Genomic DNA, 23,497 nt, shown 5'->3' with positions numbered 1-23,497 from the left:
CCAATCCTTTACACATTAACTCGATAGTAATTGTTTTTAAGTAGACGAAGATTGGTTCTAATCGGTACTGCTACAGTTATAGTGGGTGTGATCATTTTGCTACCATTAATATTGACAATAACATTGCCTGATTTGGGGGCTATTAGTATCATTGTCAAGAAGATTGAACTTGAAAAACTATCGGGTGATAACAATACGGCGACTTTAAATGTGATATTTAATATCGAAAATCCGACTGGCCAAGCATTGACAACTTCTAAGATTGACTATGAGTTGATAGCAGACGGCGAATCTCTAGGAGAACATTCAAAGTCTTTCATTGACATACCAGTGAATGGTAGACCTCAGCTCTTGTCTAATACAGATACAAACATTAGTTCAGTAATTGAAACATCTATTTCAGACAAGAGTATTAGAACAGATCTCTTGAGAAACAATCAGTCAATAGAAAACATAGAGTGGATTATTAACGGTAATGCAATTATCGAGTCAGGGTTTAGCTCAGCTCCAAAAATATTCAATACTACTTGGTAATACCGTCTATTGCTGACCATTCCACCTCTTTTAATTGATCCTGACTAAAAAAATTTCAATGAAAAAGCAAAAAAAGGATTTAACAAGTGTTGGCAATCTTATTTTTACATTAATTCCTGATCACTAGATTGTTGTTGATTGATCATGAATTTGTCGAAAGACGTTACAATCCATTCCTCAATAATTTGACATTTTGCAGGACTGTATTGATTTGATTCGTCTTCATTAGAACAAAGATGTTGAAAGGAACAACAAAGACACGGTGCGCCCTCAACCATGCTAACGTCTATAGGTTTTTGTTCTTCACAATCCATAGAAATAGTTTTTTTTACTACTAACTTGTATGTCCATCTTCCCCTATACAAAGCCTTTTCACGTGTAATCAGTGATTGTTTTTCTAAATTCCCAACTAGTCTTGAACCGTCTCTACTATCCAATGAAAATAGCTTACAAAGCTCAGTTTGAAATACACCATCCTCGCCGCTCGTGGTAATAGCATCATACACTTTATCAATAAGATCACTTTTTGAACGAACAGATAATTTTGAACCAATAATTTCAGATGACAAAACATAGTATAAACAACAAAATGATATAAATGTCTTTATAACTTCATAAATATACCCAGATAAGGAAATTGCCCACCATCTAAAGAATCCCATAAATAATTCTTAGGCGAGTATGTGGAAATAACATATAACCCTATAGAATAAAGTGAATTTGTTAATAAGCAGAATTCAAAGTAGAAATTAGAGGAGACAGCGGAACAAGTCAGTTGACCGACAATAATGCTAGAATTACCAGAATTAACCTTGTGTGACTAATTGACCAGAATTTTTTTGAAGTGTAGATCAAATTTGCACTTGTTATACTGTCGATCTATGTATCTGAAGGACTCTTAGCGGGCTCGATTTTACTGACAAGATAAAATCTCAACCTACACGGAATCAATAAGCAAACATAGGCATCATCGTCGCAGAGGACATATCATATGTAAAAGAGAAGCTAGGGAACCTGTGAAGTCATCCGATAAGACATGAGGCGTAGACTATTGGCACTAAAGTATACTTGGGAGGATTGAAGATATAAAAGAATGAATTTGATGTTAATTTACATCATTATTAATTTTTAGGCTCTGAATTCAATTGTAATGATAAGTTTGACTATCTTAACTCGACTTTAGAATTACTTTAGAACTGCGCGAAAGAGATTATTTAAAAAAGTTTCAAGAATAGAATAACTGATGATAATTGTTTTTTAAATCCCCCATAAATCTCATAAATTAGGGTATGATATTGTAGCACAATTTATCACAGATAGTATAGAAATTGAGAGATATGAACTTCAGTTAAACAGATTCAGACCACTCATTAATTAAAATTTTTTCGTCTTGACTCAAGAAATTCCTTTGTCAAATTAGATAAATTAGAGGTATCATGTCCCCTCATTTGGTTCACCATTTTTCGAAAACCCTGATAAGGATTATCACCCTCAGGAAGATTTTGCATTCGTACTCTTAATGATTCAATCATTTGATCATTTATTCGCTCAAGTTCAGATAATTCTTTTTTTGGGAATTGTTTAAGAGGATTATTATTGACATGTCGTTCTCGATTCATTCTTTGAATATGATGATTTGCAAAATCCATGAATTTAGTTTGTTTGCAGCTAATAAAAGCATATTTATTTTTCTCTGGATTGATTATTGGATAACTGGAGATTAATTTAGTGAAAAGGTCGATCAATAATCAATTTCATTAGGTAAAATAGATCAGAGTGACGATTTTGACAAACGCAACTATGTAAGAACCAATGGAACCAAAGAATCCTAGTTATACAATCCAACCCAATCCAACTTCTATTTCCCATTGATTATGTTATTGTAATAGTTATGATCAATTCGAGTCAATTTCTTCTTAGAGGCCAAATCGACTAATTCATTGAAGAAATTTTTGCTTTGATTATATGTTTCACTACCTGTTGCATGTAACCAAAATCTTCTTCTCAATAATGGATGATTTTGGTCTTTCTTATTAACGTATTCCATAATGGGTCCGAACTGGAGCACATATTTTCCGTTCCAAAAACCAAGCCCGACATTATGTACTATTTTGGGATACTTTACTAGAATTGAATTAATATCAGATGAATTAATAAAATATAGGTCTACATTATTTTCTGAATGCCATTTTATGAAAAGAAGAGAACTATTTTGGTTATCCTTTATATCATTATCAAGTTTCCCTTTCTCCATAATCAAAAACCTAAAATGATTTCTAGTCGCATTTTTATGATCCAATCTTCGCAAAGCTTTTTCCTGATGGCTCAATAGATTTAGTGGAGCATTATTCTGTAACTCCCAATATTCCCCCGGCGGTAAATATGTAGCGGAAATATAATCACCACCGTTCTCAAATAACACCTGATAAATCAATCCGGTAGATAGCAGACCAATTTCCAGCCCCTTGGACGGATTGGTTAGATCCTTAAACTTGTCTAATACAGTTACAAACCTAGCTTCGCAAAATTTTTGAATTGGTTCTACAAAAGTATCATCAAATTTTTGGTATTGAATCAATGGTTTAAGATCGATGCTGAATTCAATATCAGAATTATTCCCATACTCATCTAACTTATAAAAGGAATAAACATTCTCCAACTCGTTATGATGCTTTAGCATTATTTTTCCTTTATCATATAACGAGGAACCGTACTTGTTTTTACCAAATAGATAATCATTTTTTATTTTTTGATATGCGAAATCGGTTAACAGTATTTGATTGGGTCTAGCCATGTCCATTATTCGTCTAGCAAGTACCAATTCATGTCCCCAAGGTGCAAACTCTTTATGAACTCCATCTCGAAATGAAAGAAAAGAACCGTATCCGATCCCTATCCTAACAAAAATTCTCTCGTTTCCGCTTGCGGAATTATTATATTCCTTGATTTTTTCATGAATAAAAATAGATAATTCTAATGGAGAATTGTAATTCAAAAAGACGATGAGCATCCCGTCTCCTGTAAATGATTTGTAAATTACGGGATCCCCGATAGAGGTAAGATAAGATGCGATAAAATCTTTGATGGTGTTTATTTTTTCCAGTTGACATGTTATGGACAAATTTGGATTGGAAGAACCCACAATATCTATGAAAAAATACCAGCCATCTTCTATATCCTTCTGTTGTAGTCTTCTCTTGTTCATTGTTAAAATTTAAATAAATTAAATTTGTTCTTCCAATTTATAATTGTAGAGTTTACTGTTGTAAATCATACGTATCAAGAGGATGCAGGCCATTAAACATCTGGAATTCAAATTATTATCAACGTATTTATCACCTCATTTGAATATTATGATAGATCTTATTTTTTGGTGGTTGATCATAATGGTCCTACTCCTGCAGTTGCTCCTAACAGCAAGAATTCAGCAATTCTCTGTCTGGGACTTTCAAAAGTGTATGGCTCACAAACGGTAGTTGACAATCTCCGATTAGAAATTAGTTATGGGAGCATATTTGGGTTATTAGGTCCAAATGGAGCTGGAAAAACTACGTTGATCAAAATTCTCACAGGATTATCAAAACCATCTGAGGGAAAAGCTTTTGTTGCTGGTTTTGATACAAATAGTGAATCGATAAAAGTTAAGGAAAATATCGGCTGGATTTCATCAGAGGTAATCTTAGATGAATCACTTACAATCATGGAAAATATTCAGATTCAGGCAAGGTTACATGATATTGGCAAAGGCTGGAAGGATAGAGCCGCAAATCTCCTAAAGTATTTTGAATTGAATGACACAAAAGTGAAAAAAGTTGAAAAACTTTCTACTGGGATGAAAAAAAAATTAGAAATTATAATGGCATTATTACACAAACCCAAAATATTGTTTATGGACGAACCCACTATAGGATTAGATGCAGGTACAAGAAAACTTCTTTGGAAGTTCATTAGAAAAATAAATACTGTTTATGGCGTAACAATATTTTTAACTACTCATTATATTGAGGAAGCTGAAGTACTATGCGACACAATATCCATAATCAATAATGGAAAAATTATTGCAACAGGATCGCCACAAGCACTCAAAACTCAAGCTCATGGAGACATTATAGAAATTGCTTTTCTATCATCATTTGATTACAAGAATTTTAGTACGATTTGCGGGATAACAAATATTGAAGAAATAGATTCGATCGACTTCAACAAAACTGTTGAAAAACGTCTCACCAATAATTTAAAATTGCGAATTAAGGTTAAAAATGCTGAAACAGTTTTGCCTGACCTGATTTCCAGAATTACAGAATTACGTCCAAACAACATAGAAACTATCAGGATTGAGAAACCAAATCTAGAATCAATCTTTCTAGAGCTTACAGGAAAGAGATTTGATGATGTTGACGATGTCTCTAGTAGCAGTAGTACCAATAGCAGCAAGAATTGATTTTTGAGAAATGATACGAGCAATAAATCAATTCATTGGATTATATATAAGAGAGATAATGAATACTTTTAGAAATCCAGCTGTTATCATTCTCAGTATCGTACAGCCGTTATTATGGATTGTATTTTTCGGAAGTAGTTTTGCCTATGCACCTGTCTCTTTTCTGACAGACTTTTTTCAAACTGATAATTATGTTGCATTTCTTTTGTCTGGTCAACTGGCTACATCAATGCTCTTCGTAGGAATGTTTAGTTCTTTAAGTCTCATACAAGATAAAAAATCTGGATATGTTAGAAGAATAATGACATCTCCGACGAGAAACTATATAATTTTCTTGTCAAAGGTATTTGGAGCTTCAACACGGGGGATGTTACAGGTACCCATAGTGTTCATAGGAGTCATGATATTAGGTGTCCAAATTCCAGATGCAATAGGATTGATGATGTTTCTATTTTCATTACTGTTATTAAGTTTAGGACTTTCGTCAATTTACCTGCTTTTGACTATGTCAAGTTCAGACTGGCAAATCCCTACACTAATATCTAATTTCATAAATCTTCCCCTAATGTTCGCTAGTACTGCTCTATTTCCAAATGATAATTTTCCGCCATGGATGCAAATCATTTCTAACCTAAACCCAGTATCATACTCATCTACTTTTGGAAGAGAAATCATCTTTGCAGGAAATATCACTGAAGTTAATTGGATATATTTTTATTATTTGCTTATTTTTGCAGGTTTTATGTTACTTGTTGGAATAATCGTAGCTAACAAGACTTTGAACATAGATTAATCCATACGCAATAAATACGACCAATATTCATGAAGAATTACCTATGGAAAATCATTAAGATTTTTCACTGAAGGACACGATATAACCAGGATCCAATTTTCACATGTTGTTTTGGAACAGATTGACTTCTGCGAATGACAGTATAAAATATTTAACTCGAAAAGCGCACGACATGTTGTGAAAAAGCTAAGGGCATATTATATGATTGCAGATTGGTATTTCAATCAAGTTTAAGTTATTTCACATAAATCCCCGAAATAATAAAGCATCGGTAAAGATATGCCATATCAAATTGGATGAAAATGAAGAAAACAATGAAAATGGTGCAAACTCTTGTACTTTTAGATTGATAGATCATGATATGTAGGCATAATGGATTACTGCTGAATTTGCTTCTAATATTTGGTATTTAATTCAATAATTCGCTATCATTAAACTCATTTTCTGAAATTAGTGATGTAATTGATATGGTGTTTAGAAAAGCCGCATAGACAGTAGTCAATTTTAGGATCCGTATTGGGGTAACATTCACATATTGCATTCCACTCTAGCCTCCAGCCTTGGCGATTACCCTTATGATTATTTGATCAACAACTCAAGTAAGGGATGTACATTTTGTTGATTACTCGCCATGATGGATCGTAAATAACGTGACCAAACAAGTAATTTTCTAAACTAAATGCGGTCACCGGGATTTGAATTCCCGCTCTGTCTATAAACAAAGACAAAGTCCCGGGTTACGGGCTCTCTCCATATAGGTCTTATACATGGAAGGCCAGTGTCCTAACCAAACTAGACGATGACCGCTACAACAATTCTTTTTGTCTATTCGGATATTAACTTTTCCAATCTCTTAAAGATGCTGTTGACTTAATGATAAACCTATAGCTTTAAGTTGCTCTATTTCAATCATGATCAGTAAAAGAAACAGAACACCTTCACAGTATATTGGTTATAGTCTGTATTTGTATTTTCTTGGACTATCATTAAGAAATGTTGTAAAAGCATTATCATATCTGCATCGAGTAAAAAGAAGTCATGTATCCATCTGGAAGTGGATTCAAAAATGTCATCATGAAGGGAAATTATCAACAAGGAAAAATAAGATTTCAGAATACATTGTAGACGAGACTATTCTAAAAGTTGGTTCAGAATTTATATGGCTTTGGGTTGCGATTGAGCCAGAAAACAGGCTGATTCTCGCACAAAATATAACTAAAGAGAGAAACATGCTTGTTGCTGAAAAGTTTATGTCTGATCTAATAAAGGCTCATGGAAATCATCCAGTATCTACAGATGGAGGTAGTACGTGGTACCCAATGGCTTGTCAATTCCTTAAACTAAAACACCACACCCATTCCCCTTTGGAGAAAAGTCTGATTGAGAGGAAAATGCAATACATCAAAGACAGAACTAAAGAATGCTTTGACGATTACTTTCCATGTAGAAAAAAGAATTGCAAACTCAACCATGTACGGAAATGGTTAAACCTGTTTGTTGATTATCATGATAAGGAGAAGATTTGTTCTTAAGTTAACAGCACCCTCTTAAAATGTATTGGTCGAAACTTCTTGAAAGTTAATTGGATTCAAATCTATTTGCGCTTGTTGGAAAATATATAATTGAGCAAAGTATCTATCGCCTTGTTAGTCAATTTATGTTTATAGTAAGTCGTCCCTTTTTTAGGCTCTTCAATCAACTTGTCCCTTTGGATGTACTCATAAGGTCGATGATCAAGTGCGCCCTCAAATAACACCTTTAATCGCTGACTGAATTTAGAAACTGCAATTGAATCAAAAACTTCTTTCTGCCATACAGATCCTACGAAATAGATTGTTGGCGGATTATCAAGTGAGCTAATACGATTCACTACATTATTTATTACAGATTCAATTGAATTAGAATTATTATCCTGTTCAATGTATTGTGCTGAAATTCCCTCAGTAATTAATCGATCTCTAATTACCTGGCTAAAGTCATTATTGGCTACCAAGACAACCGTAGTGTTAAACTTGTCAGGTTTAGATTTCATTATTATGTCGAATGTTTGGATGCATAGTGCAATTCTTGCCTTGACAAAATCCGGTAGTGAATCATAAGATACTTTAGGGTCTTGATCTCCATCTTCCCCATCTTTTTCAGGAAGATTCTCCGTATTAAATTTACAGTATAATAGTATCAAATTACCATAGGTAAAGGCAGTATCAGACAATTTATTCAAATATTGAACAAATGATTATCAAATTTATAGGTAACGAAAAAAAATGAAAAAAGATTCGTTTTACTTTACTAACTGGTATTTAGAGCGATATCCACGTGGATTTATCATCATGTTGTTATAATTGAAAGATGACGTATTCCCGATAATTACGGTTGTAATCATCCCCATTAGATCTGGAAAATCTAACATTTTTTCTAAATCGGTAACAACTATTGTTTGACTTTCTCGAAATGCCCCCTTTACTATGGCAACGGGGGTATTGGGACTTCTGTATTTTAAGAAAATATCTCTAGCATCCTGAAGTTGATGTATCCGCTTTTTGCTAGAAGGATTGTATACCACAGTAACAAAATCCCCTAATGCAGCTGCCTCAACTCGCTTTACAATAACTTCCCAAGGCACGAGTAAATCACTCATACTCACTACAGCAAAATCAGTCATCAAAGGAGAGCCTATTAATGCACTACAAGAATTTAGTGAAGATACACCAGGAACACATTCTACTTCTATGCCTTGATTTCTTTTCCAACCTTTTTCCGCCAGTATTTCATATATCAACCCCACCATGCCGTATATCCCTGGATCTCCCGAAGATACCAATGAGACTATGTTGCCCTTCTCAGCGAACTCTATTGCCTGGTTTGCACGGTCGACTTCTTGAGTCATTGGATATCGATAAACTTCTTTACCACCAATTAGGTCCTCAACCAAAGAAACATAAGTTTCGTAGCCAATTATAATTTGACTTTCTTCTATCACCTTTCTAGCTCTAAATGTCATATGATCATGATGACCCGGGCCAACTCCTACTACATATAATTTTCCTAGACTCAATCCAAAATTCATTGAATATGTATTTCATTTATTTTTTTTCTTTTAGTCAGATATATACTACCGGTTAAACCTCTATTTTCTATCAGTCTAATATCACAAGTGTAGACACATTTATTTAAGAAAGATTCGCGCAAGATGTATGCACATATTCACTAGTACGAAAACACTCAACTTTAGTCTGATCTAACTTGATTTATTCAGTCCAAATTCTTGATGTAATGTTTTCACCGCTTTTTCACAATCGATATCATTAACTACAAAGGCAAGGTTTAATTCAGAAGACCCTTGAGCTATCATTATTACATTGACATCATTCTTAGCAATTGACGTAAATATTCTTCCTGCTATTCCTTTGATCCCACGCATCCCTGACCCCACCACAGTAACAATTGAGACATTCTCCAAAACATTGAGATGTTTAATAACTTTCCCCAATAGCTTTAGTTCTAATGAAGTAATCGCCTTGCCCAAGTCATCTTGCTTAAGTATCATAGAAATACTCGATTCAGAAGGTCCTTGCGAGATCATCATAATGTTTACTTTATTTTTTGCGAGAGTTTCAAAAATACTGGCAGCAGTACCAGGTGCTCCAACCATTCCTCCTCCACTAACGTCAATTAATGCCGTATTTCTTATTGCAATTATTGATTTTACTATCTTGTCTGAAATTTTCAACATTGGTGTTATAGTAGTTCCCTGATGGTTCAAATTAAAGGCATTTCTAATTCTTATGGGGATATTCGAATCCATAACAGGTTCTAAAGCTCGAGGATGAATGTATTTGGCTCCAAACAGAACCATTTCAGCTGCTTCACTATATGATATTTCGGACAATACTCGCGCATCTTTAACTATTGTTGGATCAGCAGTCATTAATCCATCTACATCACTCCACAGGTATACTACGTCAGCATTAACACAATATGCGATGATAGTAGCAGAATAGTCTGAGCCACTCCTCCCTAATGTTGTAACATGATCATGTTGATCCGCAGCTATATAACCAGTTACAACTGGTATGACATCTTTTTGTAACATGGGAACCAGTTTTGCATTTACCCGAAATTTTGTAGTATCCATCAATGGACTCGCTTCCCCAAAATTCGAATCCGTAACAATACCAATCTCCTTTCCAGTAAAATAATTAGAATCTAAATTTTGATCCTTGAAAGAATAACTAACGATTGGTGCCATTAATCGTTCCCCAAAAGAGAGAATGTGATCCAATGATCGCGGCGTTATCTCCGCTATTAACACCAATCCCTCAAGTATTGCTTGAAATTCACGCATTATTGACAATACAGTCTTCTTGGATTCCTGCTGGAGTGCGGGATTATTTATTGATCCTTGCACCAAGTCAAGATGAATCGAAGTCATCTCATCTATGAATGCTTCAATGGCCTTTTTATCGCCCCTAGCCAAAGAATCAGAGAGAGAAAGAATTTTGTCGGTTACCCCATATGCTGCCGATATTACACAAACAATTTCAGGAGCATCTCCATTATTTTCAAACGATTTTACTATCTCAACTAGTTTCTTTATTTTCAATGGTGAATCCAATACTGAACCTCCAAATTTCATAACCATTCTCATATTGTCAAATTACATCCTTTATCATACAAGAATGTTAGTTGAGTATATCCAAACAACAATTTCAAAAATATTATCAAGCTTAGCTATCCCTCAAACAATCCCGGCCACAAGAACAATACATCCCTAATCCTGGACGCGCGGAGCTAGATAGAAATGAATACGACCAATATTGGCTATTCGAAACTCTAGTCTAATTGGCATTTTGGTGGAATATTCTATCGCAGCTGCAACACCAACAGAGCTAACAGATTTGACTATTTTAAGTAGATAATCAAGACTATAGGTAGCCTTGGATTCTTCTTTGACATTAATTTCCTCTAGTCCCTCGCTGTTAGGTTCCATGGTGACTACAGCCTCTCCGGTGTCACTTTTGCCGACAAATTCTATTTTTTCAGGATAGGATTCTATTTCCACGTACTCAGAAACGACTTCAATATCAGATAATATCTTATCAAAAGAAGGCAATGAAATTACCAGTTTGGAATTGAAGGATAATTTGGGTAACGGGGTTGAACCTGACGAGCTTTCGATAAGCCGCATTTTGTATTCCCTCTTATAACTCCCGCTAGTCTTTATCCTCAGAAGATCCTGATCGATAATGGATACTTCAAGTTCATCCTTCTTGTCAGTCCTCTTAATTAACTTAGAAAATTCAGAGATACGAACCCCAAACTTTAGTTCAGAGTCACATTCATAACTATCAAATGCTGTATTAGGCCAAAAAATATCAATCAATGCAACATGGGAAGGATCCATTCCCCTAAAAGATATCCCTTCCGAAGTTGCTTCAAATGTTGCCTCATCTACTAATGTAGATATGGCTGAATTGATTATCTTCCATTCCTCTGGAGATTTAGTTTTAGCTATAAACTTCATTTTGATCAACTATAACAAAAGTTCTTTAAAAAAATTCTCAGGTTTTAGAAGAAACTTTAGGAATAATTTCTCCAAGTATGGCTACACATTGTACATCTATAGAATTGGGTAGTCGCTTCATCCGCAGAGCGAGTTTGTAACATCCACCAAAACGCCAAATTATTTTGACATTTGGGACATTCAATACTGGTAGTAGGTAATCCCTCTAGAGGCTTTTCAGTGTCCATAATTTTTAAAGTATCATCAGAATAATCATAATTGGAAACAGTGCTAACAATACTGGCAGTATTAGAATTACTAGTATTATTTTCTCCTGCCACAATGTGACCACATTTAAGACATGTCAATATCTGTTCTTCCTGTCTGTTCCTCAGTCGAGAGTCGCATTTTGGACAGAATTTCATATAGTAATTTTCACCACATTCATTTTTCCCTCAACTTCCTATAGTGAGCTTCATCATACCTGAGAGATCATTGGTAAACTTGATAGCAGAGTCTACTGAATCACTAATCATCTTATAAGGGTCATTCTTATTAGTCAATATCTTTAACATATACTCACGAACTAATGGATGTTTTAACACTACACCTGCAAATCTATTATCTTGATCTTTCTGAATTTCATGTTGGATTATATACAAAATAGATATATCTATATCATGTATCTTAAATTCCAATTCCTTGTCTTTAGCATGTGTAACCTCAGCATGCATATATAAAAGACAACTACATATTGAGGATATAAATGATACCTTCTCAGTATCTAAATTGGAAGATAATGTTAGCTATATCGATGGCCTGACTTTAATGAGGTCAAGTAATAGTATAGAAAAGGAAAACATAATTGCTTTTACTTTAGGTTTTGATTTAAAAGGATCAATTCGTAATCAGTTAACTCAGAAAAACTGGGAGAAAGCATACAATAAACATGACAATTCTTTGAGGATAACCGTTAATTTGGATATAAAAATTAATGGAAAGGTCACGAATACAATTAAATTAGTTAGAAAAGCTATTTTCTTTTGGACCAGAAATCCAAAAATTGCTCACAGAATTTGGATAATGATTATGAAGGATGAAACTCCATTCTATCCACTTGAGGAGGAAGAAGCTAGGCAATTGTTATTTGATTTTGAGAAAAATATAGAAATTGAAAAGGATTATTTTAAGAAAGGTAAGAACAACATTTCAATCTTGGTAAAACTTTCTTGGGGCAAACACACTTTCATAGATAAACAAAAGTTAGAGAAAGAGACTAACGTTGAGCAATTGGAATTAACTTAATTCACTAACTTTTGCAATTTAATTTAAATATCCCTTAGAATGGCCTTATTTACATGGCCAAATTTGATGGGATAAAGGGACAAGAATTGCTAGATGTTGAAGAAAGTGAAAATGAATTGACTTTGATTTTCAAAGACAATAGATACTTGTTTGTTAAAACTGAAAATGGAAAAATAGTATGCGATTCTGTCCCTGAATAGCAAACGGGAAAAGCTTTGACCCACTAATCTCATATCGTTTTATTTAATTCAACAAAAATTCTCTCGTTATCTGAAAAAATTTTGTAGATCTTCAAGTCATCGGAATATCTCCACTGATCATTTTGCTCGATCCATGTTGAATCCTTCTTCCAAGATTTCATGTCTTCTAATTTTCCATTGAATATATTGTATTCGTATCCATGCATATAACAAACAATGTTGTCACCATTCAATCTACCTTTTGATAAGGAGGCGCCTTTATGCGGACAAGAATTGTTAAATGCAAAAAGGTGGTCATCTTTTTTTCCGATTACTATTTCTTCCTTTTCTATTGTGATCTTCCTAAATGGTGCAGAATTCAAATCTTTTAATGTCAAACCAGTATCAAAAATCACGAATACACTTGAAAAAACCTTATTTATAAATTGATCAAAATTGAGTTAAAAAAAATTAAAGTATTGGTTTGGTCATTGTGATGGACTCTGTCATTTGTTTGTACAATATCAGAAAGCGTCTTCCCTTGTCAGTCATTCTGTACATTTGAGCCCCATCATCATAAATGATCAAGTCATTTTTCATAAGTTGAGACAAGTACTCTTTCATTTGAAGAAAAGAAAGATATACCTTATACATGATTTTAGCCTGTATTGCACCGTTATCACCTACTGTTTCTAGTATCATGGCAATAATTTCTAGGCGGCTTCTATTTTTCATTTTATCTAAAGTTATAATTAATTTAAAAAATAAAAACGGAGCAATACTAAGACCAATAGGTATGTATTAGTCATTTTTTCGATTTGATGGTATTGAAATTATAATATAGATAATACTAATCATTCAAACGAACAGGTTAATATTACAATTGCTTAGAAATGGAAACCTGTAATGAGAAATAGTATGTCCAATCCGGTGTAAATTGGTAAACAATTTAAGAAAGAGATAAAAGCATATCTATTTTGGTCGAAGTAGAAGTTGTTTTTTCCGATAGGCTTGTTTTGGTTTTACTGGATCAGAATCGTATACTTTTGACAAATAGATTTGGTTGAATCTTATTGCTAATTCTAAAATATTATTCATGTGGGTGCACCAGGTTTGCTTCGGCTGCTCCATGTCCCCGAGAATGAAACTATATGAGTTCTTGAGAGCAACGGTAGATCGATTAGCCCTAATGTTTAAGGAATATTGCAGTGATGAATTTACATTCTCTAAAAAGGAGCTATAACAAATCATTCAGGTATTGTCTAAATAGGATAGATTATCCTAGCATTTATTTCGGCCAATATTTGCAAAGATAAATAAAATATTTGGATCAAACAAAAACTGTTGTCAAGAAGAATCTCAGAAGTTAGGATGGAGAGTACTGTAGGCCAGACCGTTGTGTTGAGGGGATGGATACACAGATTGCGAAAACAAAAGGAAAAAGCTTTCATTATACTTCGAGATGATAGGGGAGACATAATTCAAGCTGTATCTCCGTCCAATCTAACTGAGAACTTAACAATTGAATCATCAGTCGAAATAACTGGCAGACTAGAAAGAGATGATCGCGCAATTGAAGGAGGATATGAAGTAAAAGTCAACAAAATTGTTGTCTTTAATATAGCAGCATCAGATTATCCTATTGGCGAATATCAAAGTGATGAAATTCTACTTGATTATAGACATCTAGCACTTAGGACACGCAAATTGATAAATGTGGGAAAAATAAGAGGTTCCTTACTAAAATATTCACGGGGTTGGTTTGACAGAAAAGATTGGATAGAGGTGACTCCACCTCTACTAGTTAAGGGTGCTGTTGAAGGCGGTGCGACGTTATTTGAGGTCAAATACTTTGATAATAGAGCTTATCTCTCCCAAAGCTCTCAATTATATCTCGAATCTATGATTTACAGTTTAGGTCCTGTGTGGACAATAAGTCCGTCCTTCAGAGCAGAAAGATCGAGAACCGTCAGGCATTTGGCAGAATTTAGTCATTTGGAAGCTGAAATTCCTTGGATAGGACTATCTGAACTAATGTCAATTCAAGAGGATTTAATTAATCATATTATAACAATGATAAAGACGTTTAACAAAAAGGAATTGAATTTTCTAAGTACTGATGCATTATCGAAATTAGAAGAAATATCTACTCCTTTCCAAAAAATAAGCTACGAAGAAGCTATTGATACCCTGAGATCAATGGAATGCAAAATAAAAGACCAAAATGGGAGTGAAAGAATTATTGAGTGGGGAGACGATCTTAATACAGAATCTGAAAGAGAATTAACCAAGGATAAAACTAGCCCTATTTTTGTAACCGGATATCCGATGAAAATAAAACCATTCTATGTTAAACAAGACCCATCAAACGAGAGTATCGGCCTAGCTGTGGATTTGTTGGCTCCTTATGGATTCGGAGAAATATCTGGTGGTGGAATAAGAGAAGATGACTGGAGTAAATTGAGAGCAAGGATTGAACAATCGAATCTCAAAATTGATGACTATTTATGGTATTTAGATCTTAGAAAATATGGATCAGTTCCTCATGGAGGGTTCGGTCTGGGAATAGAAAGATTTCTCAGGTGGATATTAAATTTTGACGATATCAAGGACGTCACCCTCTTTCCCAGGACAATGTCAAGAATATTGCCTTAGTTACTAAATTAACAATTTTGATTTCATAGGGGTCCACAAATCGATCCTCGAGATCATCAAAGCGATTAGTAATGCTTTACAATTTAAACCTAAAGGAATTGGATTATTCTAATTGATGTAATCGTCCTTCTGAAAAATGGTAGTGGAAAAGAGGATAGAATAATAATAGATTAATACGAAACTAAGAACGTAAGAAAATAAGATGCTTCTCACACAAGAAGAAGAAAAAGGTTTGTCTGGAGAATACGGAGAAGCGTTAGCAGCTGCCTATCGGATCTTGGTTGCGATAGGCGAAGCAACTAACGCAGAGAAGTTAGTACCTATTAAGTGGGCACATGTATCTGGAGTAAATTACAATACGATAGGAGATAGCGGCCTCGAGTTCTTAAAAAAAATCAGCATTGATGGAAGAGTTGGTGTAACCACATCATTAAATCCCATGGGGTTTGACAGAGATCATAAACCCGAACTGTCAGCTGAATTTATTGAAAAACAGTACGAGATTATCCAAGCTTACAACAAAATGGGAATAACACCTACCTTTTCGTGCATTCCTTATGAAATAATCTCCTTGCCAGATGAGGATACTCAAGTAAGCTTAGCAGAAAGTAGTGCAGCTGTCCTTGCCAATTCACACTTAAATCTCAAGACCAACAAAGAAAGTGCTTTAAGTGCCTTAGCTAGCGCGATAACTGGAAAATCCCCATATTCTGATTTAAGAATAGAAGAAAATAGAAATCCTAAAATTGAGATAGTTAACGAATTGGAATTGGATAGTGAATTAGATTACGGATTGTTAGGTTATTTTACAGGCAAAAATATTCAAAAGAGCTGCGCAGGTTTTTGCAATGTATCTAATAGATCAGGGATTTGGAATCTAAAATCACTTGCATCAGGAATAGGAACATCTGGATCTTGTGGAATGTTCCAATTGAAAAAATCTGATGATTCAGTCGAAAAAATAAACTATGGTCAACCGGAAATGAAGGAAACCAGAGACGAGTTAAATACAGCAGAGGATGGCCAGGTGATCACATTTGGAAGTCCGCAGTTGGGAATGGAGGAATTATGTAAGATTCAAACAATGCTACAGAACAAAAAATTTACTAGACCGTGTAAAGTTTTTTGTCCAAGAACAGTCTACTGCAAAGCCAAAAAACTAGGGCTGATAGAATCATTACAGAGATCTGGAATAAGTTTTATCTCCGACGCATGCACTTGCTTGACTCCCCTCATCACTAGGAAAAATTTTGACAGTATAATCACAAATAGTGTAAAGGCTTCTTACTATATGAAAACATCCAACAAGATTTCAGTCGCGCTTATGAGTCTGAAATCAATTATCAAAAAATATACTGAATAACATATTAGTCATCTGGACTATAGACTGGTGTTGAGTCTGATTTGAAATTAACTTGCAAAAGAATAGTTAGAGGTAAAGCTAGGGGTTCAGTTTTATTACTAAATGAGCCTCTAAATTTTCTTGGAATGGTAAACACGAAGACTGGTGAGATTTCAATCAGTAAAGATAGTCAAGAAAGAGATCACCTTAGAGACAAAATACTTGTCTTTCCAAATTCCATAGGAAGTAGTGTAGGCGCGTACACCATATTTTCTTTGAAGTGCAATACTAATAGCCCCAAGGGAATAATATGTACCAACAAGGCAGACATAACTACCGCTTCTGGCTGTGCTATATCGAATATTCCGTTAGCTTTGATCGACAGTGACAACTATAATAGATTGATTGAATTTATTAATGATAATTCGTTTTGTAGAAACGAAATTGAGATCCAAATGGATACAGAAAGTGAGATTATTAGTATCGATCTGAAAAAATCTTTATAGGCCGTACTTTTCATTAAAAATGTCTCGACACATGGTTTTCGATGGGCGAACTGACCTTATAGTATGGAATGAGGATAAAAATCCATGTGTCGAGACGCACAAACGATCAGACTTTTCAGTTAATTCAAAACGTTTTTGTATAGATCGTTATATAATAAATTATTGGTCAAATTTTGTCCCGAATGTGGAGGCAGTCTTGGTTTTGATTCTGTTACAAAGAACTTCATATGCAGAAGCTGTGGTCTTTTTGCGCCCAGAGAGAAATTTGAAGAATTACATGAAAAAATAAATGCAAGAGAACAAAATAACAAAAGCGAAGATTACTTGGACTGGTGGCAATCGTCGAAAAAAGAAAAGAAAAGTAATTTCTAATTATAAAAATTTTTTTTGTTCCTGTTTAGCATCTGTATAGTTGTACAGACTGAACAAATATTATTAGAAGAGGTTTCTCCACAATTTATACAACTATTTTTGACAGGCTCATTTTTCTCTGAAGTTTTTACAATCTTTGATATCTTATTCATAGATTTAAAACAATTGTATTTAATTCCAGGATGAATTTTTTCTAATTCATTGAAAAATAATCGAAATTCTGAACGAATGCTTTCGTTCATATAGGGACATTGTTCTGTTTGAAACTCTATTCCACTATGAAATGCATAAAATACGATCTCGCTTTCATATAATTCTACGAAGGGTTTTATCTTTTTTAATCCATTGTTATACTCGATTGGTTGTGGATACATCCATCCAATTCTGCTCACGTCTCCTGAGAACAAGTTTATCATATATGTCTGCAGGTAATCATCTAAATTATGAGCAGTTGCAAGTACTTCTGCGTTCACATATTGACTAGCTATATCCAAGGCTCTTCGCCTAAATGTACCACAAATAGAACATGAACTGAATTTATTGGATTGTCTTTCTTTAATGGCATCATCCATGCTAGAGCCAAAAAGATCTTTATAACCAAAAATACTTAACGAAATATCCTTTTCTTTACAAAAGTTCTTTACTATGGAAAAAGATTCATTGCGGTAACCTTCTATACCTTCATCGATTGTAATTGCAACAATCTCATTATTGTTACGTTTTGAGATCTTTTTTAGGATATGTAACAAAGTAAGGCTGTCCTTGCCTCCTGATACACCTACAGCTATCTTTTGATTGAACTTGATCATAGAGTATTTAGAGATAGTTTGCAAAGTCTTCTTCTCGATAGATTTCATGAAACACGATTTACAAAGAGTTTCTCCAGAGTACGGACGATGATAAACGGCTTTCTTCTGATTGCACTTGTTACATGTCGGTACCATGGCACTGAAATCATAAATCAAGACAATTTAAAAATGTTAAATTCTTGTCCCATTTAATTTTTATCGTTAAAATAAGATTTGGTCAAACCCCAACTTTAAAACATCTATTAATTAGTGAAAAACTTCAAAAAAAGGAGAGCCCGATTCGTTCGAGCAAATCAAGTTGTGTTTTTATTTATTTCTGTAAAATGATCTTGCGAAAGCAGTCCAGGCATTGAATGTATTTGTGCTATAATCTGTAAAAGCATCCAAGGCTTTATTATAAAGCTTTACATTTTCTCGAGTTGTATCTATAGCATCAAAATTAAATTGATTACCTGCAGTAAAAGCCTTTACAAAGTTATCTACATTTTCATTAGTCTTGTTAAATAATTGTTGATAAGTTTCATTTGGTTGTGCCTGTGAAACATTGACAAATTCTTTGATCAATCCCTTTTGATGTGCAATGGTTTTATTGATAACATCTTTTGATGATTGAATAACTTCCAATTGGAAATCAGATACTGATTGTAAGAAACGTGGCTGAATTTTCACATATTCGTCTATAGATTTTATCATGTTTTCTTTAATGGTGTCCAAAGTCTTTTCGACTGATTGTTCAGTGAGGTTTATGTATGATGATACATTTTTTTCCATGGTATTTGATACATCTGTATTTGTATTTTTAATTTCTTTACTCATATGTATAACTAGTTAACTGTTTCTTATAAACTTTACCATAATTAACCATTAAATTCCATATAAATCCGTTATATGGACAAAATAAAAAAAAATTAGGCTTTTGTTCCACAGTTTCCGCAGAACTTTTGGCTATCACCAAGTTGGGTTCCACAGTTTGTACAGAATTTTCCGCTCGTATAACTACCGTCAGTACTAGCAGTAACCGCTCGTTTCCTACCACTTCCACCAGCAGCAAAGAATGCGGCTGAAATACCACCCATAATTACAGTAATTATTATTATCATTAATACTGTGTTATCCAAATTAGTACCAAACATTGCTGTACCAGAACCGTATGCACCCTGTTGTTGAGCATTTGTTAATTTTTCTTTTGCCAGTTGAAGTTGTTCTTCTAGAGTTGCGCTGCCAATTTCACCCTGACTTCCATATTGTGCAAATGCAATATTTAATGCTGGTAATAATAGTATTGAACCCATTACCAATGAAAAAGCCGCTACCATTAAGTGTGCCTTATTCATATTAAAATTTACTCAGATAGGAATTATATAACTTTTATGTTAATATAAAAATAATAACATTTAAGATGTGTAGTTTTTTATACAATATAGAGACATATGGCACGAACCCACGCCCACACACACGGGAAATCACATTCAATTAGGCCAACTTCTAAAAATGCACCATCTTGGACTATAGGAAGCCAGGAAATAATAAAGTCAATAGTAGACTTTGGCAAGGATGGAATGTCTGCTAGCGAGATTGGTTTAAGATTAAGGGATGAATTTGCAGTCCCGTTAGTAAAGCCGATTATTGGAAAAACCATAACTCAAATCTTGGAAGAGAACGATATTAAAAGAGCCATGCCAGAGGATTTAGAGAAATTAGTTCGCAAGGCTTTAGGGTTACAAAAGCATTTGAATGTGCACAATAGTGATAAACGAAATGTTAGATCGCTTGAATTAATAGAATCAAAAATTCACAGGTTATCAAGGTATTATAAAAGAGTTGGCAAAGTATCAAAAGATTGGAAATATGCATCAGTAATAGCCAAATTAGAATAGAGAATGGATGATAAAAAAATTGAATCCCTCTTATTATCAACTGGCAAACGATTACAAGAACAGGTAGAACAAAAGAAAGTTATTTTCATTGTCTCTAATTCGACTGTAGACGGTGTTACAAGTAGTTCAATATTATTTGACTCTATCAAACGTATCGGAGGTAGCGCTATCATAAGATGTTTAGATTCCTTAAATTATTTGAAACTAAAGGATAGCATAAAATGTTTGATTGAAGAAAAACATGATTCATACGTCTTTCTTGATTTTGATTCAAGTATTTTTAATGATGTAATTGATCCAATAGCACAAGATAGTTATTTTTTATTCATAAACTCAGATAGAATACTAGATGGCCAAGAAAATATGAATGAAAAAGAAAACCATTCGTACATTAATATTAATAAATTAAATAACAACTCAGACTTTAATATTATATCTACAATATCAGCGGTTGTATATTATCTGCTAAAGCCTTTTGACAGGAAAATAACCCAAAGAGCATATTTACCCATAGTAGCAGAAATTTCGAAATTCTCAAAAATAAATAGGAAAAAGTTCGATGAGGCCAGTGAGCAAATTTTGCAAACTGCCATAACATTGGATCTGATAGAGAGGAAAAAAGGCTTAATTTTTGTTGATAGACAAACTACTACTATCGTTGATGCGCTGGAGAACAACACATCTTATTTCATTAGAGGGTTAACTTGGAACAAACAAGCTTGTATAGAAGTCCTGAAAGAATCTGGTATAGTATTCACGGAAAAAAAGAGAATGAAGTATTTGGATGAATTTGAAGATGAAGATTTTGACAAAATAGTAAAGTCGATTGAAAAATTTGTCGAAAAAGAGTCTTTACAGAAAATTCAGGACAGCAACGGTGCAATTACTAGTAAAAATGTGCGAGACAAACTACTGACCTTTGGCTACATACTCACAAACGAAGAATCAAACAGCTTTCTTAAAGAGGCCCATTCATTCGCAAGAGTTTTGGAATCCTGTATTAGGAGAAAAAAATTTGGAATTGCATTAGCAATATCACTTGGAGATAGATATGATTTGGTAACCGAAGTTCAGAATCAGATTCAAGACGATAAAAGAATAATCAAAAAAATAGGATCAAAAATTTTTGGAGAAAAATGGAGATTCTACGAAGAAAAAGAAATTGTATTCATAAATGGTGAGGGTGTAATAGATGAAAAGGACATCGATCAATTTGCTAACCTAATAGGAGCATCGATATCATTTTCTGATAAGATTGTTTGTCTAAGAACGACAGGGACTGAAAATATGGAAATGTACAAATATACTTTGATTAATGGAGGTACCGTTAATTTAGACTCGGAAACGATAAGAAACAAAATCGGCAAGTTTACAGAAAATCAAGATTTGTCGAATATTGATCATTCTAGATCGAAATATTTGTCCGATAATGGAGAGAATAATATAGAAATTATAGTTCCTGTTAGTGAGTCAGAAGTCTTTTTATCAAATTTAAAAAAAATAGTTATGAATGCCAGAATTGCATAGCCTTTCCGTCGAAACCGAAATAGTGATGAAATGTAGCAATGAAAGCGAAGCAATTGTAATTTACAATTCACTGATTTCAGATAATATTGGTATACCTGCTTTCATGAACCTGGATATGAGAATAGATCAAAGAGATTTTTTACTGTACATAAGGTTTACCCAAGGCGAAAACAGAGAAAATAATATTAACACTTTAGTCAACACAATTGATGAGATCATGGAACATATTTCATTAGTTAGGAATGTGATAAGTATTGATTGATTCAAAAATCATTAAAGAAAATCCAGAAATGGTTAAAGAAATGCTAATCAAAAGAAATATTAACTTCCCGATAGATGGTTTGATGGACTCTGATAAGAAAAGAAGAAATCTAATAGTTGAACTACAAAACTTGAAACATCAAAAAAACATACTAGCTAAAGAAATTGCCACAGCAAAGAAGAAGAATGAAAGTGCAGCATCTAGTTTCAACCAAATGGAAGAAATTGGACAGCAGATTAAACGAGTAGAAGAAGAAGGCCGAGAAAATGAAGAAATATATCTAAATTATATCAATAGTTTGCCTAACTTTCCACATGAGAGCGTTCCCATTGGAAAGGACGAAGCTGAAAATGTAGTAATCAGAAAATATGAATTGGATATGGATGGCTCCAAGTTTTCTAATAATAATATATTCGACGAGCCGAAAGACGTGTCTAATTTTAAGAGAAAAAGTCATACCGATCTTGTTAGTGAACTTGATTTGGTTGATTTTGAAAGAGCAGGTAAAATATCAGGTTCTCGGTTTTACATACTAAAAAACGAATTGGTAAGACTAAGCATGGCATTGTCTAACTTTGCCCTAGATTATTTAACAAGATTAGGATATACTGCAATTCAGCCCCCTTTTCTTATAAGGAGAGAAGCTATGGAGGGGGCTGTTATTCTAAGTGATTTTGAAGAAACAATTTACAAGGTTGAAAATGAGGATCTGTACTTGATTGGAACATCGGAACATCCTATGGCTTCGATGCATATGGATGAAATTATTGATGGAAAAGATCTGCCGATCAAATATGCGGGAGTTAGCTCATGTTTTAGAAAAGAAGCTGGTGCACATGGTAAAGACATGAAAGGATTATTTAGAGTACATCAATTCGAAAAGGTAGAGCAATTCATTTTCTGCAAACCCGAGGATTCCTGGAAGGAACATGAGAAACTCTTACAAATAACAGAAAGATTTTATGAGTTGCTAGAAATTCCTTTTAGAACCATAGTATTGTGTTCAGGAGATCTTGGAAAAGTATCTGCAAAAACTTATGATATTGAAGCTTGGTTCCCAGTACAAGAATCATATAGAGAGATTTGCTCCTGTTCCAATTGCACAGATTATCAAGCAAGAAGTCTAAAAATAAGATTTAGAGACAATCCAAATGATGAAACAACTCTGGTGCATACGCTAAATAGTACCTTAGTAGCGGTTCAGAGAACCATAGTTGCCATACTGGAAAACAATCAAACTCCACGTGGAACTATAGCTATTCCAAATGTATTGAGAAAATATATGGATAATTTAGAAGAAATAGGGGGCAAAAAAATTAATTAATTTTTGGTTGGTATGGAATTGGATAGAATACAGTTTAATGAAATGATATAATTAAAATACTGTTTTGT

Annotated in this window: 28 protein-coding genes and 1 tRNA gene; 14 read left to right on the top strand and 15 right to left on the bottom strand. The window is 33.8% G+C overall.

All coding sequences use genetic code 11. The features are described 5' to 3' along the window. The first annotated feature begins 51 nt into the window (after window positions 1-51). Window positions 52-534: a hypothetical protein gene (locus ACMT7R_RS02405; protein ID WP_415309839.1), complete on the top strand. Its 483-nt coding sequence runs from the start codon at window positions 52-54 to the stop codon at window positions 532-534. 104 nt (window positions 535-638) lie between these two features. On the opposite strand, the gene ACMT7R_RS02400 is transcribed toward ACMT7R_RS02405, so the two are convergent. The 3 genes from ACMT7R_RS02400 to ACMT7R_RS02390 form a co-directional block, all read right to left on the bottom strand. Then, window positions 639-1,103: a transcriptional regulator gene (locus ACMT7R_RS02400; protein WP_231129144.1), complete on the bottom strand. Its 465-nt coding sequence runs from the start codon at window positions 1,101-1,103 to the stop codon at window positions 639-641. A gap of 801 nt (window positions 1,104-1,904) precedes the next feature. Next, on the bottom strand, window positions 1,905-2,183 hold the full coding sequence (locus ACMT7R_RS02395; RefSeq protein ID WP_415309838.1) for a hypothetical protein: 279 nt from the start codon (window positions 2,181-2,183) through the stop codon (window positions 1,905-1,907). 209 nt (window positions 2,184-2,392) lie between these two features. Then, on the bottom strand, window positions 2,393-3,739 hold the full coding sequence (locus ACMT7R_RS02390) for an adenylate/guanylate cyclase domain-containing protein (RefSeq protein ID WP_415309837.1): 1,347 nt from the start codon (window positions 3,737-3,739) through the stop codon (window positions 2,393-2,395). A gap of 168 nt (window positions 3,740-3,907) precedes the next feature. Here ACMT7R_RS02390 and ACMT7R_RS02385 point away from each other — a divergent pair, with 168 nt between their 5' ends. Continuing rightward, window positions 3,908-4,975 (top strand): ATP-binding cassette domain-containing protein, encoded by a 1,068-nt coding sequence (locus tag ACMT7R_RS02385; protein WP_415309836.1) that lies wholly within the window; start codon window positions 3,908-3,910, stop codon window positions 4,973-4,975. A gap of 10 nt (window positions 4,976-4,985) precedes the next feature. After that, window positions 4,986-5,768: an ABC transporter permease gene (locus tag ACMT7R_RS02380; RefSeq protein WP_415309835.1), complete on the top strand. Its 783-nt coding sequence runs from the start codon at window positions 4,986-4,988 to the stop codon at window positions 5,766-5,768. Between the two features lie 680 nt (window positions 5,769-6,448). Here ACMT7R_RS02380 and ACMT7R_RS02375 read toward each other — a convergent pair. After that, window positions 6,449-6,575 (bottom strand) — tRNA-Gly (locus tag ACMT7R_RS02375). Between the two features lie 104 nt (window positions 6,576-6,679). Between ACMT7R_RS02375 and ACMT7R_RS02370 the strand changes: the two genes are divergently transcribed. Next, window positions 6,680-7,300 (top strand): DDE-type integrase/transposase/recombinase, encoded by a 621-nt coding sequence (locus tag ACMT7R_RS02370; RefSeq protein ID WP_415309834.1) that lies wholly within the window; start codon window positions 6,680-6,682, stop codon window positions 7,298-7,300. 62 nt (window positions 7,301-7,362) lie between these two features. Here ACMT7R_RS02370 and ACMT7R_RS02365 read toward each other — a convergent pair whose 3' ends face one another. The 6 genes from ACMT7R_RS02365 to ACMT7R_RS02340 all read right to left on the bottom strand — a co-directional run bounded on the left by ACMT7R_RS02365 (window position 7,363) and on the right by ACMT7R_RS02340 (window position 12,005). Next, window positions 7,363-7,989 carry a hypothetical protein gene (locus tag ACMT7R_RS02365; protein WP_415309833.1) on the bottom strand — a complete coding sequence of 209 codons (627 nt, stop codon included), beginning with the start codon at window positions 7,987-7,989 and terminating at the stop codon, window positions 7,363-7,365. Between the two features lie 60 nt (window positions 7,990-8,049). Next, window positions 8,050-8,835 carry a precorrin-3B C(17)-methyltransferase gene (gene cobJ, locus ACMT7R_RS02360; protein ID WP_415309832.1) on the bottom strand — a complete coding sequence of 262 codons (786 nt, stop codon included), beginning with the start codon at window positions 8,833-8,835 and terminating at the stop codon, window positions 8,050-8,052. Between the two features lie 171 nt (window positions 8,836-9,006). Then, window positions 9,007-10,404 carry an aspartate kinase gene (locus ACMT7R_RS02355; RefSeq protein ID WP_415309831.1) on the bottom strand — a complete coding sequence of 466 codons (1,398 nt, stop codon included), beginning with the start codon at window positions 10,402-10,404 and terminating at the stop codon, window positions 9,007-9,009. A 135-nt stretch (window positions 10,405-10,539) separates the two neighbouring features. Then, window positions 10,540-11,292, bottom strand: coding sequence for a proliferating cell nuclear antigen (pcna) (gene pcn, locus ACMT7R_RS02350; protein ID WP_415309830.1), 753 nt, complete (start codon window positions 11,290-11,292; stop codon window positions 10,540-10,542). A gap of 56 nt (window positions 11,293-11,348) precedes the next feature. Beyond that, window positions 11,349-11,696: a transcription factor S gene (locus ACMT7R_RS02345; RefSeq protein WP_415309829.1), complete on the bottom strand. Its 348-nt coding sequence runs from the start codon at window positions 11,694-11,696 to the stop codon at window positions 11,349-11,351. Between the two features lie 30 nt (window positions 11,697-11,726). Continuing rightward, window positions 11,727-12,005 (bottom strand): RpoL/Rpb11 RNA polymerase subunit family protein, encoded by a 279-nt coding sequence (locus ACMT7R_RS02340; protein ID WP_415309828.1) that lies wholly within the window; start codon window positions 12,003-12,005, stop codon window positions 11,727-11,729. 55 nt (window positions 12,006-12,060) lie between these two features. Here ACMT7R_RS02340 and ACMT7R_RS02335 point away from each other — a divergent pair, with 55 nt between their 5' ends. Together ACMT7R_RS02335 and ACMT7R_RS02330 are read left to right on the top strand one after the other, a co-directional pair. Beyond that, window positions 12,061-12,576 carry a hypothetical protein gene (locus ACMT7R_RS02335; RefSeq protein WP_415309827.1) on the top strand — a complete coding sequence of 172 codons (516 nt, stop codon included), beginning with the start codon at window positions 12,061-12,063 and terminating at the stop codon, window positions 12,574-12,576. 53 nt (window positions 12,577-12,629) lie between these two features. Next, window positions 12,630-12,776 carry a hypothetical protein gene (locus tag ACMT7R_RS02330; RefSeq protein ID WP_415309826.1) on the top strand — a complete coding sequence of 49 codons (147 nt, stop codon included), beginning with the start codon at window positions 12,630-12,632 and terminating at the stop codon, window positions 12,774-12,776. 29 nt (window positions 12,777-12,805) lie between these two features. Here ACMT7R_RS02330 and ACMT7R_RS02325 read toward each other — a convergent pair whose 3' ends face one another. Beyond that, window positions 12,806-13,171, bottom strand: coding sequence for a Rieske (2Fe-2S) protein (locus ACMT7R_RS02325; protein WP_415309825.1), 366 nt, complete (start codon window positions 13,169-13,171; stop codon window positions 12,806-12,808). Between the two features lie 55 nt (window positions 13,172-13,226). Next, window positions 13,227-13,490 carry a winged helix-turn-helix domain-containing protein gene (locus tag ACMT7R_RS02320; RefSeq protein ID WP_148686100.1) on the bottom strand — a complete coding sequence of 88 codons (264 nt, stop codon included), beginning with the start codon at window positions 13,488-13,490 and terminating at the stop codon, window positions 13,227-13,229. 609 nt (window positions 13,491-14,099) lie between these two features. Here ACMT7R_RS02320 and asnS point away from each other — a divergent pair. The 4 genes from asnS (at window position 14,100) to ACMT7R_RS02300 (ending at window position 17,630) form a co-directional block, all read left to right on the top strand. After that, complete coding sequence (gene asnS / locus ACMT7R_RS02315; protein WP_415309824.1) at window positions 14,100-15,410, top strand: asparagine--tRNA ligase; 1,311 nt, start codon at window positions 14,100-14,102, stop codon at window positions 15,408-15,410. Between the two features lie 202 nt (window positions 15,411-15,612). Further along, window positions 15,613-16,773, top strand: a complete 1,161-nt coding sequence (locus tag ACMT7R_RS02310) for an aconitase X (RefSeq protein WP_415309823.1) — start codon at window positions 15,613-15,615, stop codon at window positions 16,771-16,773. A 41-nt stretch (window positions 16,774-16,814) separates the two neighbouring features. Continuing rightward, window positions 16,815-17,258, top strand: a complete 444-nt coding sequence (locus tag ACMT7R_RS02305) for an aconitase X swivel domain-containing protein (protein ID WP_415309822.1) — start codon at window positions 16,815-16,817, stop codon at window positions 17,256-17,258. Window positions 17,259-17,420: 162 nt separating this feature from the next. Further along, on the top strand, window positions 17,421-17,630 hold the full coding sequence (locus tag ACMT7R_RS02300) for a hypothetical protein (RefSeq protein WP_415309821.1): 210 nt from the start codon (window positions 17,421-17,423) through the stop codon (window positions 17,628-17,630). Here the strand turns inward: ACMT7R_RS02300 and ACMT7R_RS02295 are convergent. From ACMT7R_RS02295 to ACMT7R_RS02285, 3 genes are all read right to left on the bottom strand, one after another. Next, window positions 17,627-18,574, bottom strand: a complete 948-nt coding sequence (locus ACMT7R_RS02295) for a TIGR00269 family protein (RefSeq protein WP_415309820.1) — start codon at window positions 18,572-18,574, stop codon at window positions 17,627-17,629. The genes ACMT7R_RS02300 and ACMT7R_RS02295 overlap by 4 nt on opposite strands. Window positions 18,575-18,745: 171 nt before the next feature. After that, complete coding sequence (locus tag ACMT7R_RS02290) at window positions 18,746-19,255, bottom strand: hypothetical protein (protein ID WP_415309819.1); 510 nt, start codon at window positions 19,253-19,255, stop codon at window positions 18,746-18,748. A 92-nt stretch (window positions 19,256-19,347) separates the two neighbouring features. After that, window positions 19,348-19,773 (bottom strand): zinc ribbon domain-containing protein, encoded by a 426-nt coding sequence (locus ACMT7R_RS02285; RefSeq protein ID WP_415309818.1) that lies wholly within the window; start codon window positions 19,771-19,773, stop codon window positions 19,348-19,350. 96 nt (window positions 19,774-19,869) lie between these two features. On the opposite strand from ACMT7R_RS02285, the gene ACMT7R_RS02280 reads away from it, so the two are divergent. From ACMT7R_RS02280 to serS, 4 genes are read left to right on the top strand one after another with little or no spacing between them, the layout of a single operon-like run. Continuing rightward, the gene (locus ACMT7R_RS02280) at window positions 19,870-20,316 is read left to right on the top strand and encodes a 30S ribosomal protein S15 (RefSeq protein ID WP_415309817.1); all 447 of its coding nucleotides are present in this window, start codon (window positions 19,870-19,872) and stop codon (window positions 20,314-20,316) included. Window positions 20,317-20,319: 3 nt separating this feature from the next. Further along, the gene (locus tag ACMT7R_RS02275) at window positions 20,320-21,843 is read left to right on the top strand and encodes a hypothetical protein (RefSeq protein ID WP_415309816.1); all 1,524 of its coding nucleotides are present in this window, start codon (window positions 20,320-20,322) and stop codon (window positions 21,841-21,843) included. Next, window positions 21,836-22,105, top strand: coding sequence for a hypothetical protein (locus tag ACMT7R_RS02270; RefSeq protein WP_415309815.1), 270 nt, complete (start codon window positions 21,836-21,838; stop codon window positions 22,103-22,105). The genes ACMT7R_RS02275 and ACMT7R_RS02270 overlap by 8 nt, the downstream gene beginning before the upstream one ends. Continuing rightward, the gene (gene serS / locus ACMT7R_RS02265) at window positions 22,098-23,429 is read left to right on the top strand and encodes a serine--tRNA ligase (protein ID WP_415309814.1); all 1,332 of its coding nucleotides are present in this window, start codon (window positions 22,098-22,100) and stop codon (window positions 23,427-23,429) included. Before ACMT7R_RS02270 ends, serS begins: the two co-directional genes overlap by 8 nt. Window positions 23,430-23,497: the final 68 nt, after the last annotated feature.

Source organism: Candidatus Nitrosocosmicus sp. FF01, assembly GCF_047711275.1.
Taxonomy (GTDB): Archaea; Thermoproteota; Nitrososphaeria; order Nitrososphaerales; family Nitrososphaeraceae; genus Nitrosocosmicus.
Note: the sequence above shows the minus strand (reverse complement) of the source record. Positions and strands in the feature narration are given on the sequence as shown.